Source organism: Phytopseudomonas flavescens (assembly GCF_900100535.1).
In the GTDB taxonomy this organism is placed as follows: domain Bacteria; phylum Pseudomonadota; class Gammaproteobacteria; order Pseudomonadales; family Pseudomonadaceae; genus Aquipseudomonas; species Aquipseudomonas flavescens.
Window position 1 is genome coordinate 61,320 of sequence record NZ_FNDG01000005.1, and the last position, 15,839, is coordinate 77,158.

A 15,839-nucleotide genomic window follows, 5' to 3' on the forward strand; every position below is an offset into this window, starting at 1 on the left:
GGCGCGAGCGCTGATCGAGGACCTGCCATGAGCAAGAAAGCACGCCCCAACAAGGCCAAATCCATCATCGCCCAGCCACTGTTCCGCTCACGCCAGGAACGGCCCGGCAAAGGAAAAGGCAGCTACCGCCGCCAAGCCTCCCAGCAGAACTGGGAGGCTTTTTCGTTTCTGGAGCCGTTGAAAAGTCTCGCTTGAACGTTCCTCCAACCCGCACCGCTACTCATCCGTGCTAAGGTGGTCGCCTGCAAAACGTGTTGAGATGACCATGCCCAACCTGTTCATTCGCGGCCTGCCTGCCACCGCTGCGGCCAGCTTCCTGCTCTTGCTCACCGCCTGTGCCGATGCCCCCGCCCAGCCCTTGGCCACCTCGAGCGCTACGCCGGGCAATCCCCCTGCCAATGCCGCCCTCGCCCAACCCGCCCAGGCGCCGTTGAGCTTCGAACAGTGGCGTGACCTGTTGCGCAGCGATGCGATCGCCGCCGGCATCAGCCCGACCCTGTTCGACCGCGCCTTCGCCGGGGTCGTACCGAATCCCGATGTGGTCAAGGCCGACAGCAGCCAGCCCGAATTCAGCCGCCCGGTATGGGAATACCTGAACGGTGCCGTTTCCCCCAGCCGCATCGCCCGCGGGCGTATCCTGCTGACGCAGAACCGTGCCCTGCTCAACCAGATCGAACAGCGCTATGGCGTCGATGCGGAAACCCTGGTCGCCATCTGGGGCATGGAAAGCAACTTCGGCAGCAACATCGGCAGCCACAACGTGGTGCGCTCCCTGGCCACGCTGGCCTATGAGGGCCGCCGCCAGGCCTTCTGGCGCAGCCAGTTGCTGGCCGTGCTGCAGATCCTTCAGCATGGCGACATAGCCCCGGAAAGCCTGGTCGGCTCCTGGGCCGGCGCCATGGGCCAGACCCAGTTCATGCCCACCACCTACAACGAGCATGCGGTGGACTTCGATGGCGACGGCAAGCGCGACGTATGGACGTCCTCGGCCGATGCACTGGCCTCGGCCGCCCACTACCTGCAAGGCTCCAGCTGGCAACTGCGCCAGCCCTGGGGTTTCGAGGTGCAGTTGCCGCACGGCTTCGACTACGCCCTGGCCGACCCGGACGTTCGCCGCAGCCTGAGCGAATGGCGTGCCCTGGGCATTCAGCCGGTGAGCCAGCCGCTGAGCACCCCGCGGGACGACGCCAGCGCCACCCTGCTGCTGCCCGCCGGGCACCGTGGGCCGGCTTTCCTGCTGCTGGGTAATTTCCGCAGCATCCTGCGCTACAACAACTCCACCTCCTACGCCCTGGCCATCGGCCTGCTGTCCGACAGCCTGCGCGGTGGCAGTGGCGTGCAGGGCGCCTGGCCGGAAGGCGACCGGCAACTGGGGCGCAGCGAACGCGTCGAGCTGCAGGAGCGCCTGAACGCCCGTGGCTTCGACGCCGGCCATGCCGACGGCATCATCGGCGCCAACACCCGCAAGGCGATCCGTGCCTTCCAGCTGCACCTGGGCTGGCCGGCCGATGGCTATCCGGACAGCAACCTGCTCGACCGCCTGCGCCAGCAGAACTGACCCTAAGGCGGTGACGACCGTCACCGCGCGCCCTCCAGGGTTTGCGATCATCCCTTTCCTGAGCGACGCTGTAGTCAGGCCAGCCGCGCGATCCGTGGCGGCCTCGCCTGCCCGTACGCCGTGATCCGGCGCGGGCCAATGATAAGAGAGAGGTCGCCATGCACGACAGCGAACTGAACGACGAGCAACGCATGATCCGCGACTGCACCCGGCAGTTCGCCCGCCGCGCCATCGCCCCCCACGCCCAGCAATGGGAAAAGGCCGGCTGGATCGATGATGCGGTGGTCGCGCAGATGGGCGACATGGGCCTGCTGGGGATGATCGTCCCGGACACCTGGGGTGGCAGTTACCTCGACTATGTGGCCTACGCCCTGGCCGTGGAGGAAGTCTCCGCCGCCGATGCCGCCACCGGCACCCTGATGAGCGTGCACAACGCGGTGGGCTGCGGCCCTCTGCTCAACCACGGCAGCGAAGCCCAGAAGAACGAATGGCTGCCGCGCCTGGCCAGCGGTGCGGTGATCGGCTGTTTCTGCCTGAGCGAACCCCAGGCGGGCTCGGAGGCCCACAACCTGCGCACCCGTGCCGAACGGCGTGACGATCACTGGATCCTCGATGGAGCCAAGCAGTTCGTCACCAACGGCCGCCGCGCCGGCCTGGCCATCGTCTTCGCGGTCACCGATGCCGCGCTTGGCAAACAGGGCATCTCCGCCTTTCTGGTGCCGACCGATACCCCTGGTTTTCGCATCGAAAGAAACGAACAGAAGATGGGCATTCGCGCCTCGGACACCTGTGCCATCGTCCTGGAGAGCTGTCGCATCCCGGCCGGCAATCTACTCGGCGAGCGCGGCAAGGGGCTGGGCATCGCCCTGTCCAATCTGGAGGGCGGGCGCATCGGTATCGCCGCCCAGGCCGTCGGTATCGCCCGCGCCGCCTTCGAAGCGGCGCTGCTCTACTCCCGTGAGCGGATACAGTTCGATAAACCCATCGGCGAACACCCGAGCATCGCCAACCTGCTCGCCGACATGCACACCCAGATCAACGCCGCCCGCCTGTTGACCCTGCACGCAGCACGCCTGCGCAGCGCCGGCCAGGCGTGCCTGTCGCAAGCCTCACAGGCCAAGCTGTTCGCCTCGGAAATGGCCGAGCGGGTGTGCTCCAAGGCGCTGCAGGTGCATGGCGGCTACGGCTACCTGGAGGACTTTGCGGTGCAGCGCTATTACCGGGATGCCCGCATCACACAGATCTACGAAGGCACCAGCGAGATCCAGCGCCTGTTGATTGCCCGGGAGCTGAAGCATTACCAACCCTGACCAGGGTCTGTTGATGTTTCAGCACGACCGCGCCGGCCCGGCCCTACGGGTTGCGCTGAAACCTCAACAGACCCTAACCCTTGAGCAGGCGCGCCTCGGCGTTGTCCAGGTCGCGAAGGATTTCCGCCAGCATGTCATCGTCCAACTGGTTCTCCTTGCGCATCCGGTACAGTTCCAGGCGCTGGGTGCGCAGCGCATGCAGGCGCATGCGGTACTCCAGCTGGTCGGCTTGCTGCTGGTGGTCGCGAGACGCCTCGGCACCGCGCGTGCGGGTGCGCTCGAGCAGGTCGCGGTATTCGCTCATCAGCTTGGCACGGATCTCAGCGGCGGCGATCGCGCCGTCGGCATCCACGGCCTTTTCGTCGTCGGCCTCCAGGCAGCGAATGGCCGCCTGCAGCACTTGAGCGCGGTGACGGTTGAGCTCGCCCTCCTGGAGCGCCACGTTGTCCTGCGGCAACAGCGGCAAAATTCTCGGCAAGGCGACACTGGCGACCAGCAGCGACAACAGGATCACCCCAGCGGCGATGAGGATCAGCAGGTCGCGCTCGGGAAACGCCTCGCCATTGTTGAGCAGCAGTGGCAACGACATCACGCCCGCCAGGGTCACCGCGCCACGCACGCCTCCCAGGGTCAGCACGCTGGTCAGGGCGATGCGCGACTGCCCGGCGAAGCGGGTCGGCTTGCCCCGCCAGCGGCGCAGCATGCCGGAGGTGCGCCAGTAGCTGTAGACCCAGACGAAGCGCAGTGCCATCAGCACGGCGTACACCGCCAGCACATAGCCAAGTGCGGGCAGCAGCAATCGCCAGGCATCGGTGTGGTCACCAACGACCGCTTCGAGGATGTCCGGCAACTGCAGGCCCAGGAGCAGGAAGATCAGGCCATTGAAGGTGAACTCGAGCATCGCCCATACGCTGCGGTTGAGCAGGCGCGTGGTGGTCTGCCGTGGCAGCAGGTCGAGGCGGCTCTGCATCATGCCGGCGGCCACCGCCGAGAGAATGCCTGACAGCCCCAGGTGTTCGGCAGCCACGTAGGCAGCGAAGGGCAGCAGCAGCATCAGCAGCACGTGGGGTGCCGGTTCCTCCCAGCCACGGGCGATCATCCAGGCCCGCAGACGCCCCAGCAGATAACTCAGCGCCATGCCGATCAGCAGCCCGCCGACCGCCACCAGCAGGAATTGCAGGCTGGCGTCGCCCAGGGAAAACACCCCGGTCAGGGTCGCAGCCACGGCAAATTTGAAGGCGACCAGGCCCGAGGCGTCGTTCATCAGCGCCTCGCCCTGCAGCAGGTTGTTCAGGGTGCTGGGCAGGCGCCCATGGGCGATCGCCGACACTGCGACGGCGTCGGTCGGCGACAATACCGCCGCCAGCGCGAAGCAGGCCGCCAGGGGCACCTGGGGAAGTAACCAGTGAATGAAGTAACCCGCGCCGAGAATGGTGAAGAACACCAGCGCGAAGGCGAGAAACAGGATCGGTGTACGCAGCTTGCGGAACTGCCCCTTGGGCATGCGCCAGCCATCGACGAACAACAGCGGCGGGATGAACAGCAGGAGGAACAGCTCGGGGTCGAGCCTGACATGCAGCCCCAGCGCCGGAATCGCCAGCAGGGCACCGATCAGAATCTGCAGGATCGGCAATGGCAGGGGAATGAATTGGGCGCTGATGCGCGTACCACTGACCACCAGCAACATGATCAGGATGGTGTAGAGAAGCTGCATGACGGGAAGGATCCTTGGCGAACGAGGCCGCATGACGCGCACGGGCCAGGCATTCTAACCTGTCTAGGTGGGCCGGCCACCTGACAGCGCCGCAAGCCGGGTCGACGTGGCATAATCCACCACGCGGAATTAACAAGGTATTGAGAGGGATTCGACGAGTGGAATCCTTCCGAGGAAAATCAATGACTAACGTCCTGTATGGCATCAAGGCCTGCGACACCATGAAAAAGGCCCGTACCTGGCTCGACGAGCGGGGTATCGGGTACCGGTTTCACGACTACAAGACCGCCGGCATCGACCGCGACAACCTGCAGAAGTGGTGTGACGAGCACGGCTGGGAAACCATCCTCAACCGCGCCGGCACCACCTTCCGCAAACTCGACGACGCCCGGAAAAGCGATCTCGACCAGGCCAGGGCCATCGAACTGATGCTCGCCCAGCCATCGATGATCAAGCGCCCCGTGCTGGATCTGGGCGCCCGTACGCTGGTCGGCTTCAAACCCGAGCGTTATGCCGCCGAACTGGCCTGATACCGCCACCTCAATCGAATTCGTTGCAAGGAAAAACCCATGTCCAACACCCTGTTCAGCCTGGCCTTCGGGGTCGGCACGCAAAACCGTCAAAGTACCTGGCTGGAAGTGTTCTACGCACAGCCGCTGCTCAACCCGGGCGCCGAACTGGTCGCCAAGGTTACCGAGAAGCTTGGCTACAGTGGTGGCAACCAGGCCATCACACTGACCAACCAGCAGGCTGGCGAACTGGCCAGCGCCCTGAAGGGCATCGACACCGTGCAGAGCGCCCTGCTCACCCGCCTGGCGGAAAGCGCCAAGCCCCTGGTGGCCACCCTGCTGGCCGACGATACCGCCCTGACCAGCACGCCCGAGGCCTACCTCAAGCTGCACCTGCTGTCGCACCGCCTGGTCAAGCCCCACGGCCTGAACCTGACCGGCATCTTCCCGCTGCTGCCCAACGTCGCCTGGACCAGCCAGGGCGCGGTCGATCTGCTGGAACTGACCGAGCGCCAACTGGAAGCACGCCTGAAGGGCGATCTGCTGGAAGTCTTCTCGGTGGACAAATTCCCGAAAATGACCGACTACGTGGTCCCCACCGGCGTGCGTATCGCAGACAGCGCGCGTATTCGCCTGGGCGCCTACATCGGTGAAGGCACCACCGTGATGCACGAAGGCTTCGTCAACTTCAACGCCGGCACCGCCGGTCCCGGCATGATCGAAGGCCGCGTTTCCGCAGGCGTATTCGTCGGCAAGGGCTCGGACCTGGGCGGCGGCTGCTCGACCATGGGCACCCTCTCCGGTGGCGGCAACATCGTCATCTCGGTCGGCGAAGGCTGCCTGATCGGCGCCAACGCCGGTATCGGCATTCCGCTGGGCGACCGCAACATCGTCGAGGCCGGCCTGTACGTGACCGCGGGCACCAAGATCGCCCTGCTCGACGACCAGAACAACCTGGTCAGGGTGGTCAAGGGTCGTGACCTGGCGGGCCAGGCCGACCTGCTGCTGCGCCGCAACTCGCAAACGGGCGCGGTGGAGTGCAAGACCAACAAGTCGGCCATCGAGCTGAACGAAGCCCTGCACGCTCACAACTAAAAGAGGCAGCGCCAAGCTGCAAGTCACACGCTGCAAGCCGCAGCCTGACTTGCAGCTTGCAGCTTGAAGCTCATGGTTCTCACTTCCCCCTGGCGTGCCGATTTTCCCGGCCTGCTGGCCCTCGAACGCGAAGGCCAGACCTACCTCGACAGCGCCGCCACAGCGCAGAAACCACAAGCGGTGCTGGATGCCTTGCTGGCCTATTACGCCGGCGGTGCCGCCAATGTGCACCGTGCCCAGCATCTGCCTGGCGAACGCGCCACCCGTGCCTTCGAAGACACCCGCCGCCATGCCGCGCGCTGGCTGAATGCCGCGGACAGCGAAGAGATCGTCTTCACCCGCGGCACCACGGAAGCCCTCAATCTGCTCGCCTATGGGCTGGAGCACCTGTTCGCGGCTGGCGACGAGATCGTCGTCAGTGCCGCCGAACACCACGCCAACCTGCTGCCCTGGCAACAACTGGCAGCCCGCAAGGCCCTCACCCTGGTAGTGCTGCCGCTGACGGCCCAGGGCGACATCGACCAGCAGCGAGCCCTCACGCTGATCGGCCCGCGAACCCGGCTGCTCGCCCTCAGCCAGCTGTCCAACGTACTTGGACGCCGGCAAGCGCTGCCTGCGCTGCTCCGGCACGCCCGCGAACAGGGCGCGCTGACCGTCGTCGACGGCGCCCAGGCCAGCGTGCATGGCCGCCAGGACATGCAGGCACTGGGCTGCGATTTCTACGTCTGCTCCAGCCACAAGCTGTATGGCCCGGACGGCGTCGGTCTGCTCTATGGCCGGCGTGCGGCCCTGCAGCGCCTGCGCCACTGGCAGTTCGGCGGTGAAATGCTGCAGCAGACGGATTACCACACCGCGACCTTTCGCGATGCACCGCTCGGCCTGGAGGCCGGCACCCCACCGGTGTCCGGGGTCATCGCGTTCGGCGCAGCGCTGGATTACCTCGGCAGCCTCGACCCCGAAGCCATCGCCGAGCACGAGGCCGCACTGCACCGACTGCTGCTGACCGGCCTGCAACGCTATGCGGGCCTGCACCTGCTCGGCGAGCCGGAAACCGCACTGGCCTGCTTTACCGTGGCGGGCATACACAGCGGTGACCTCGCCCACCTGCTCAGCGAGCAAGGCATTGCCGTGCGGGCGGGTCATCACTGTGCGATGCCGTTGCTGCAACGGCTTGGGGTGAGCGGCGCAATTCGTGTGTCCCTGGGCCTCTACAACGACGAACGCGACCTGCAGCGTTTCTTCGCGGCCCTGGACAAGGCCCTGGAGTTGCTGCGATGAGCCTACCCGACAGCGCCCGCGAAGCCCTCGACGCATTCGCCGCCTGCCCCGGCTGGGAACAGCGCGCACGGCTGCTGATGCAATGGGGCGAGCGCCTCGAGCCGCTGGCCGGCCGCCACGAAGCCGACCGTGTGCACGGCTGCGAAAGCCAGGTGTGGCTGGTCGGCGAACGCCACGACGGCGCCTGGCACTTCCGCGCCAGCAGCGATGCCCGCCTGATTCGTGGCTTGCTCGCCGTATTGCTGGCCAGGGTCAATGGCCTGAATGGCGGGCAGTTGGCGGAACTGGATGTGCCAGGCTGGTTCACCCAGCTCGGCCTGTCGCGTCAACTGTCGCCCTCGCGTGCCAGTGGCATGCATGCGGTGGTGCTGAGGATGCGCCAGTTGCTCGACGGCTCGCCGTACTGACAACCGAATCACCAAGCCTGCCGATCCGGCAGCGCCGCAGAAACCCTGGCTGCAGCGATGCCACGCTCGCCGATAGCGGAATCGCCCATGACGCTGTCCCTGGCGCTTGCGAACTGGCCTGATCGGTCCGATTCTGCCCGCCTACCGGTCAGGATCGCAGCACCGGTAGATCGGAAAAACAGCGCTCTGTATCGGCTCGAACCGCCATACGTTGGTGCCCCGCCGGCCGCCGTGCCCACAAAGATTACCGCCATGCGAACCCGAGCGGCACAGAGGATCAAGTTCTCGGCATACAGAATCAAGCAGCAGCGCTCGGCCCCCATTTAACTCAGGCCATCTGGCGAACGCTTCTCGTCACAGCGCCAGCCGTGGATCAGCGATCACCCGGCCCAACACCATCATGAAGGCATAACAATCATCAGAGGCTCATCATGGTTTTCCCGATCAGGATCGGCCGCCGAACGCGACCAGGGTTGCCTACCGTCTGGACGCAGCGGGTCTGCGCCCCACGAGCCCGAATTGACCTCGCAAACCGAGGGGAAGCACTGCTCGCCGCGCAAAACGATACAAATACACGATTAACATAAAAAATACTGTATCTAGAAAACCTCGTTTTCAGGTGCTCTCGAGCGCCATCCGGCGGGCAGTCGCGCCGGCCCCGCATCATGCGATGGACGGGCGGCTCACGAGATCGTGGCGGACCCTGTCCGGTCTCGTGGGTTCAGGGCGTTCGAGTCTTGGCCTCCAGGCGCGCGCCCGGCGTCATCCAGCGATTGGCTTCCCACTCCAGCCAGTGCCGCGCCTCGGCATCGTTGCGCAGGCAGGTGTCGAGAAAGGCGACACTGGTCGCCAGGAGGATAGCGGCGCGCCGGGGATCGACTTCGCCTTCGCCGCCTCGCCCATACCTTTCGCGACCGCCACCCTCGTTGCGACGTTCAGCGGAGCGGGCCGATCCGCCCGGTTCACCCTGGCCACCCCCCATACCCGGGCCACCGCCAGGTGCGCCACCCGTGCCGGGGCGGGCATGCGGCCTGTCGCCGGCCGCCCTGCCTGGCTCGGCAGCGAACGTACCGCCCAGCTGGGCATGGGTCATGCGATCCAACAGCAACTGGTAGCTGCCGGCGGCCTCGATGTGCTGCCAGAACATCTGATGGCGTTGCGCAGGTGTCACCCAGTTGCTGAACGGGTCCTCGTCGGCTTGGCCGCTGACACCCAGCAGCGGAATCGAGACCTGCCGGGCCAATTCGGGTGCCGGGGCGTAGGGGCTGAGCAGGATCGCCACACGGGGCGCCCAGCCATGCTGGCCGGTCGACAGCGCGACAGCGGTCTGTGTACCCAGGTCGAAACCGGCGACCGCCTGCCGGTGCCAATCGACACGGCTGAAGGCATCGTCCCCGGCGGACGCGCGACGGCGCGCCTCGCGCAGCACCAGGTCGAGCTGCACGAGCCGCCGTTGCAGCGCATCCGCCGCATAGGCACGCCGGGCGATGCCCTGGAATGCGCCGGCTTGCGCTTCCTTGCTGGCGTAGATGCTGCGTCCATCGCGGTGCGCCTGCACGGACAGCACCGCATAACCGGCTTGCGCCCAGGCACGCCGCCAGGGCTCGCCAGCGCGGCTGTCCTCGCCAAGACCCGGCAGGTAAAGAATCACCGGCAATGCGCTTGCCTGGGCCGGTGCCAGCCAGTCGACGTCCATGACCTCGTCGTCGAGCGTCCATTCGGCATGCCAGCCTTGCACCGCCAGCCGCGGAGGCTGATAGGCCCCTGCCACGAGCTGGTCGATACGCGAATCGAGCGAAGCCGGTGGCTCCGGGTGATGAGAGCAGGCACTGAGCAGCAACAGCGAGGCCAGCCAGGAGAGGGGTCGCAACATGATGCAGGTGATCCTCGAAAATAATCGGTGATGCCAGGGTCTGTTGTCGTTTCAACGCGAGCCGCGTTGAAACGACAACAGACCCTAGCAAAGCAGGCGGCTGGCGAGGGTCAGCATCAGGTAATGAAAAGGTAAAGAATCACGGGTTCGGCGCACGCCGCTCGGCCGGCCGGCGAGCACCGCCCACCAGCTTGTCGACGATGCGCGCCGCCGCCACCATGCCGAAGGTGGCGGTCACCATCATCACCGCACCAAAGCCGCCGGCACAGTCGAGCTTCACGCCCTCGCCGACGAATGCCTTGCTCAGGCAGATGCCGCCACCCGCATCGGGGTAGCGCAACTGTTCGGTGGAGAACACGCAGGGCACGCTGTAGTTGCGCCCCGGCGTGCGGGAGAAGCCGTAGTCGCGGCGCAGCGTGGAGCGCACCTTGGCGGCCAGGGGGTCGTTGAAGGTCTTGTTCAGATCGCCCACCTGCACCTGGCTCGGATCGATCTGCCCGCCGGCACCGCCGGTGGTGACGATGGTGATCTTGCGGCGCTTGCACCAGGCAATCAGCGCCGCCTTGGCCGCCACGCTGTCGATGCAGTCGACCACCGCGTCCAGTTCGACGGTGATGTAGCCGGCCATGCTGTCGCGGGTCACGAAGTCGGCCACCTCATGCACCACGCAGGCCGGGTTGATGGCCCGCAGCCGTTCGGCCATCACCGCGACCTTGGCACGACCGACCTGGCCCTGCAGGGCGTGGGCCTGCCGGTTGGTGTTGCTGAGGCAGACGTCGTCAAGGTCGAACAGGGAAATCTCGCCCACCCCGGAGCGCGCCAGCGCCTCGGCCACCCAGGAACCCACGCCGCCGATACCGACCACCGCCACGTGCGCAGCCGCCAGCCGCTGCGCGCCTTGGCGGCCATACAACCGGGCAATTCCGGCGAAACGTTGCTCATCGAACGACATGCGGGCTCCTCCTGATGGGCGCGCATTATAGAAAGCCTGGCCGCCCATCCCAAGCACCATCTGCCCGGCACGCCGCGTTGAGGCCCAGCGCCGTCGGAAACCCTGCGGCCCATGCGCAAACAGCCGCCCCGAGCTGTGCTATACAGTCATTCAACGACGGAGTAGCATGCGCGCCAACCGGCGCTCGCCGGCCTTCTCCCCGTTCCACCTTTCGGAACCTGACACAGCATGCTTTCGCGCAAGTTCGGCCTCAATCTGATTGTATTCCTGGCTATTGCCGCCCTGTTCACCGGTATCTGGGCGCTCTACAACCGCCCGGTCACGGCACCGGACTGGCCCGAGCAGATATCCGGCTACTCGTTCTCGCCCTTCCGCCAGGGACAGAGCCCGCAAACCGGCGTCTACCCCAGTGACGAGGAAATGCGCTCGGATCTTGAACTGCTCGCCAAGCAGACCGACAGCATCCGTACCTACTCGGTGGACGGCGCGCTGGACAAGATCCCGTTGCTCGCCGAGGAGTTCGGCCTGCGCGTGACCCTGGGCGTGTGGATCGGCACCGACGAAGAACGCAACGAACGCGAAGTTGCCAAGGCCATCGAGATCGCCAATACCTCACGCAGCGTCGTGCGCGTAGTGGTCGGCAACGAGGCGCTGTTTCGCCGCGAGGTCACCACCAAGCAACTGATCGGTTACATGGACCGCGTGCGCGCGGCGGTCAAGGTGCCGGTCACCACCTCCGAGCAGTGGCACATCTGGGAGAAGTACCCGGAACTGGCCGACCACGCGGACCTGGTCGCGGCCCACGTCCTGCCGTACTGGGAATTCATTCCGATGAAGGACTCCACCCAGTTCACCCTGGATCGCGCCCGGGACCTGAAGAAGCTGTTCCCGAAAAAACCCCTGCTGCTCTCCGAGGTCGGCTGGCCGAGCAACGGTCGCGTGCGCGGTGGCGCCGAGGCGACCCAGGCGGATCAGGCCATCTACCTGCGCACCTTGGTCACCACGCTGAATGCCCAGGGCTACAACTACTTCGTCATCGAGGCGTTCGACCAGCCGTGGAAAGCCGGTGATGAGGGTTCGGTGGGCGCCTACTGGGGCGTCTACAACCTCGACCGCAACGCCAAATTCAACTTCGAGGGCCCGGTGGTAGCCATTCCCCAGTGGCGCTTGCTGGCGGTTGCCTCGGTGGTCATGGCGCTGCTGTCCCTGGCGCTGATGCTCATCGATGGCAGCGCCCTGCACCAGCGCGGACGCACTTTCCTGACCTTCGTCGCGTTCGCCGGCGGCTCGGCCCTGGTGTGGATCGGCTACGACTACAGCCAGCAGTACAGCACCTGGTTCAGCATGCTGGTCGGCCTGCTGCTCGGCGTCGGCGCCATCGGCGTGTTCATCGTCCTGCTCACCGAGGCCCACGAACTGGCCGAGACGGTATGGACGCAGCGACGGCGCTCCTTCACCCCCGTGCTGGGTGACAGTGATTACCGTCCCAAGGTGTCGATCCACGTGCCCTGCTACAACGAGCCGCCGGAGATGGTCAAACAGACCCTCGACGCCCTGGCCAACCTCGACTATCCGGACTTCGAAGTCCTGATCATCGACAACAACACCAAGGATCCCGCGGTGTGGGAGCCGGTACGCGACTACTGCGCAGAGCTCGGCCCGCGCTTCCGCTTCTTCCATGTGGCGCCGCTGCATGGCTTCAAGGGCGGCGCACTGAACTACATCCTGCCGCACACCGCGGCGGATGCCGAGGTGGTGGCGGTGATCGACTCCGACTACTGCGTCGATCGCAACTGGCTCAAGCACATGGTGCCGCACTTCGCCGATCCATCGATCGCCGTGGTGCAGTCGCCGCAGGACTACCGCGACGGCGAGGAAAGCACCTTCAAGAAGCTCTGCTACGCCGAGTACAAGGGCTTCTTCCATATCGGCATGGTGACCCGCAACGACCGCAACGCGATCATCCAGCACGGCACCATGACCATGATCCGCCGCACGGTGATGGACGAGCTGAAGTGGGCCGACTGGACCATCTGCGAAGACGCCGAGCTGGGCCTGCGGGTGTTCGAGAAAGGCTACTCCGCCGCTTACGCCCATGACAGCTTCGGCAAGGGGCTGATGCCGGACACCTTCATCGACTACAAGAAGCAACGCTTCCGCTGGGCCTATGGCGCCATCCAGATCATGAAGGGGCACGCCCGTGAACTGCTCGCCGGCAAGGGCAGCGAACTCAAGCGCGGCCAGCGCTATCACTTCATCGCCGGCTGGCTGCCCTGGGTCGCCGATGGCCTGAACATCTTCTTCACCGCAGGCGCCCTGCTCTGGTCGGCAGCGATGATCATCGTGCCGCAACGGGTCGACCCGCCATTGCTGATCTTCGCGATCCCGCCCCTGGCCCTGTTTCTGTTCAAGGTGGGCAAGATCATCTTCCTGTATCAACGGGCGGTCGGGGTCAACCTCAAGGATGCGGCCTGCGCCGCGGTGGCCGGACTGGCGTTGTCGCATACCATCGCCAAGGCGGTGTTGTACGGCGCGTTCACCAAGAGCATCCCGTTCTTCCGCACGCCGAAGATGCGCTCCAGCCATGGCCTGATGGTGGCCCTCGCCGAAGCCCGCGAAGAAGTCTTCATCATGCTTCTGCTGTGGGGCGCCGCCCTGGGTATCGCCATCGTCCAGGGCCTGCCCAGCTACGACGTGAAGTTCTGGGTGATCATGCTGCTGGTGCAATCGCTGCCGTACCTCGCCGCGCTGATCATGGCGCTGCTCTCGTCGCAGCCCAAACCGCTGGAGATCCCGGTGGTACAGGCCGAGGCAGAGAACGCCTGATTCTTCAGGCAACACGACAACGGCGGCCAATTGGCCGCCGTTGTCTTTTCGGCTTGCTGAGCGGCAACCACGCGAACAATCCCCAGGGACCTTTCCATGCTGTGTCAAAAGGCCGAACGCCTACGAGGCCGGCGCGTTTTGCTTTAAGCTATGCGCCCTTCCCGCCCCGCACTGCTTGACGAGCATTACTTTACCGGAGTTCCCATGACGGCCCTGTCCCCCACCCTCGAGCTCGCCTGCGATCTGATCCGCCGGCCATCCGTCACGCCACTGGATGAAGGCTGCCAGGAGCTGATGATGCGTCGTCTCGCGGCCCTGGGGTTTGCCATCGAAGCGATGCGCATCGAGGACGTGGACAACTTCTGGGCCAGCCATGGCAGCCAGGACGGTCCGGTGCTGTGCTTCGCCGGGCACACCGATGTGGTACCCACCGGCCCGCTGCAGGCCTGGCAGCACGGCCCGTTCGAGGCGCTGATCGACGACCAGGGCATGCTCTGCGGCCGTGGCGCCGCCGACATGAAGGGCAGCCTGGCGTCGATGATCATCGCCGTCGAACGTTTCGTCGCCGAGTACCCGAACCACAAGGGCCGCATCAGCTTTCTGATCACCAGCGACGAAGAAGGCCCGGCCCACCACGGCACCAAGGCCGTGGTCGAACGCCTGGCCGCGCGCAACGAGCGCCTCGACTGGTGCATCGTCGGCGAACCGTCGAGCACGTCGCAGGTCGGCGACGTGGTGAAGAACGGGCGCCGCGGCTCCCTGGGCGCGACCCTGACCGTGCGCGGGATCCAGGGCCACGTGGCCTACCCGCACCTGGCGAAGAATCCGATTCACCTGGCCGCCCCGGCCCTGGCCGAACTGGCCGCCGAGCACTGGGACGACGGCAACGCGTTCTTCCCGCCGACCAGCTTCCAGGTCTCCAACCTGAACGCCGGCACCGGAGCGACCAACGTCATTCCTGGCGAACTGACCGCAGTGTTCAACTTCCGCTTCTCCACCGAATCGACGGTCGAAGGCCTGCAGCAGCGGGTCAACGCCATTTTCGACAAGCACGGCCTGGACTATCACATCGAATGGGCGCTGTCGGGACTGCCCTTTCTCACCGAGCCGGGCGCCCTGCTCGATGCGGTCAGTGCCAGCATCCGTAGTGTGACCGGTCGTGAAACCACGCCAAGCACCAGCGGCGGCACGTCCGATGGCCGCTTCATCGCCACGCTGGGAACCCAGGTGGTGGAGCTCGGCCCGGTCAACGCGACCATCCACCAGGTCAACGAACGCGTACTGGCCAGCGATCTCGAGGTACTCACCGAGATCTACCATCAGACCCTGGTCAAGCTGCTCGCCTGATGCTCAGTTGCCCGATCTGCCAGGCGCCGCTGCAGGCCGCCGACAACGGCGTGGCCTGCCCGGCCAACCACCGCTTCGACCGGGCCCGCCAGGGTTACCTCAACCTGCTGCCGGTACAGCACAAGAACAGCCGTGACCCGGGCGACAATGCCGCCATGGTCGAGGCACGCCGACGCTTTCTCGATGGCGGCCACTACGCGCCGCTGGCTGCCCGGCTGGCACAGCTGGCAGCCGGTTACGGCCCGCAGCAGTGGCTGGATATCGGGTGCGGCGAAGGTTATTACACCGCGCAGATCGCCGCGGCGCTGCCAGAGGCCGATGGTTATGCCCTGGATATCTCCCGTGAAGCGGTGAAGCGCGCCTGCAAGCGTGCCCCCCAGTTGAGCTGGTTGATCGCCAGCATGGCCCGCGTGCCCCTGGCCGACGCCAGCTGTCAGTTGCTGGCCAGTGTGTTCAGCCCGCTGGACTGGCAGGAGGCCAAACGCCTGCTCGCCCCCGGTGGCGGCCTGCTGCGCATGGGGCCGACTCGCGACCACCTGATGGAACTGCGTCAGAAACTCTACGATGAGGTGCGCGATTACGATGACCAGAAGCACCTCGAACTGATCCCGCCGGGCATGCACCTGGCGCACAGCGAAACCCTGAGCTTCCCGCTGCTGCTCGACACACCGCAAGCACGAGCCGACCTGCTGGCGATGACACCCCATGGCTGGCGCGCCAGCGCGGAACGCCGCGCTGCGGTGATTGCCGAAAGCTTCGAAGTGACCGTCGCCATCCGCTACGATTGGATCGAGCGTGACGCCCCCTAAAAACCTGTGCACGATCTTGCGAGCTGGAGCCCTACAATGCCTGCGGCCCCGCAAAAACAGACGAGGAAGCGGAGTGTACTTTTGTACATGAGCATGACTCACTTCGTTCGCCCCTTCGGGGGCCGCACTGAAGTGCGTTAGTCGCAAACAACTTCCGAGTC

13 protein-coding genes are annotated in these 15,839 nt (G+C 65.6%); 10 read left to right on the forward strand and 3 right to left on the reverse strand.

What is annotated here, in order from left to right:
- Window positions 1–27 precede the first annotated feature (27 nt).
- From arfA to BLR94_RS08040, 3 genes are all read left to right on the forward strand, one after another.
- The gene (arfA, locus tag BLR94_RS08030) at window positions 28–195 is read left to right on the forward strand and encodes an alternative ribosome rescue factor ArfA (protein WP_084304242.1); all 168 of its coding nucleotides are present in this window, start codon (window positions 28–30) and stop codon (window positions 193–195) included.
- A gap of 70 nt (window positions 196–265) precedes the next feature.
- On the forward strand, window positions 266–1,558 hold the full coding sequence (locus BLR94_RS08035; RefSeq protein ID WP_084304472.1) for a lytic murein transglycosylase: 1,293 nt from the start codon (window positions 266–268) through the stop codon (window positions 1,556–1,558).
- A 158-nt stretch (window positions 1,559–1,716) separates the two neighbouring features.
- Window positions 1,717–2,868 (forward strand): acyl-CoA dehydrogenase family protein, encoded by a 1,152-nt coding sequence (locus BLR94_RS08040; protein ID WP_084304243.1) that lies wholly within the window; start codon window positions 1,717–1,719, stop codon window positions 2,866–2,868.
- Window positions 2,869–2,941: 73 nt separating this feature from the next.
- Here BLR94_RS08040 and BLR94_RS08045 read toward each other — a convergent pair whose 3' ends face one another.
- Complete coding sequence (locus BLR94_RS08045; RefSeq protein WP_084304244.1) at window positions 2,942–4,582, reverse strand: Na+/H+ antiporter; 1,641 nt, start codon at window positions 4,580–4,582, stop codon at window positions 2,942–2,944.
- A 182-nt stretch (window positions 4,583–4,764) separates the two neighbouring features.
- Here BLR94_RS08045 and BLR94_RS08050 point away from each other — a divergent pair, with 182 nt between their 5' ends.
- The 4 genes from BLR94_RS08050 to BLR94_RS08065 all read left to right on the forward strand — a co-directional run bounded on the left by BLR94_RS08050 (window position 4,765) and on the right by BLR94_RS08065 (window position 7,871).
- On the forward strand, window positions 4,765–5,112 hold the full coding sequence (locus BLR94_RS08050; RefSeq protein ID WP_084304245.1) for an ArsC family reductase: 348 nt from the start codon (window positions 4,765–4,767) through the stop codon (window positions 5,110–5,112).
- Between the two features lie 39 nt (window positions 5,113–5,151).
- Window positions 5,152–6,186, forward strand: a complete 1,035-nt coding sequence (gene dapD, locus BLR94_RS08055; RefSeq protein WP_084304246.1) for a 2,3,4,5-tetrahydropyridine-2,6-dicarboxylate N-succinyltransferase — start codon at window positions 5,152–5,154, stop codon at window positions 6,184–6,186.
- A gap of 72 nt (window positions 6,187–6,258) precedes the next feature.
- Window positions 6,259–7,464: an aminotransferase class V-fold PLP-dependent enzyme gene (locus BLR94_RS08060; RefSeq protein ID WP_084304247.1), complete on the forward strand. Its 1,206-nt coding sequence runs from the start codon at window positions 6,259–6,261 to the stop codon at window positions 7,462–7,464.
- The gene (locus BLR94_RS08065) at window positions 7,461–7,871 is read left to right on the forward strand and encodes a SufE family protein (RefSeq protein WP_084304248.1); all 411 of its coding nucleotides are present in this window, start codon (window positions 7,461–7,463) and stop codon (window positions 7,869–7,871) included. The genes BLR94_RS08060 and BLR94_RS08065 overlap by 4 nt, the downstream gene beginning before the upstream one ends.
- 721 nt (window positions 7,872–8,592) lie before the next feature.
- Here the strand turns inward: BLR94_RS08065 and BLR94_RS08075 are convergent.
- Both BLR94_RS08075 and tcdA read right to left on the reverse strand, forming a co-directional pair.
- Entirely contained in the window at window positions 8,593–9,744 is a 1,152-nt protein-coding gene (locus BLR94_RS08075) for an alpha/beta hydrolase (protein ID WP_084304250.1), read from the reverse strand.
- 139 nt (window positions 9,745–9,883) lie between these two features.
- Window positions 9,884–10,696, reverse strand: coding sequence for a tRNA cyclic N6-threonylcarbamoyladenosine(37) synthase TcdA (gene tcdA, locus BLR94_RS08080; RefSeq protein WP_084304251.1), 813 nt, complete (start codon window positions 10,694–10,696; stop codon window positions 9,884–9,886).
- Window positions 10,697–10,924: 228 nt separating this feature from the next.
- On the opposite strand from tcdA, the gene BLR94_RS08085 reads away from it, so the two are divergent.
- The 3 genes from BLR94_RS08085 to BLR94_RS08095 all read left to right on the forward strand — a co-directional run bounded on the left by BLR94_RS08085 (window position 10,925) and on the right by BLR94_RS08095 (window position 15,678).
- Window positions 10,925–13,522: a glycosyltransferase gene (locus tag BLR94_RS08085; protein ID WP_084304252.1), complete on the forward strand. Its 2,598-nt coding sequence runs from the start codon at window positions 10,925–10,927 to the stop codon at window positions 13,520–13,522.
- A 204-nt stretch (window positions 13,523–13,726) separates the two neighbouring features.
- On the forward strand, window positions 13,727–14,869 hold the full coding sequence (gene dapE, locus BLR94_RS08090; RefSeq protein WP_084304253.1) for a succinyl-diaminopimelate desuccinylase: 1,143 nt from the start codon (window positions 13,727–13,729) through the stop codon (window positions 14,867–14,869).
- Entirely contained in the window at window positions 14,869–15,678 is an 810-nt protein-coding gene (locus tag BLR94_RS08095; RefSeq protein WP_084304254.1) for a putative RNA methyltransferase, read from the forward strand. Before dapE ends, BLR94_RS08095 begins: the two co-directional genes overlap by 1 nt.
- The last annotated feature ends 161 nt before the right edge of the window (window positions 15,679–15,839 follow it).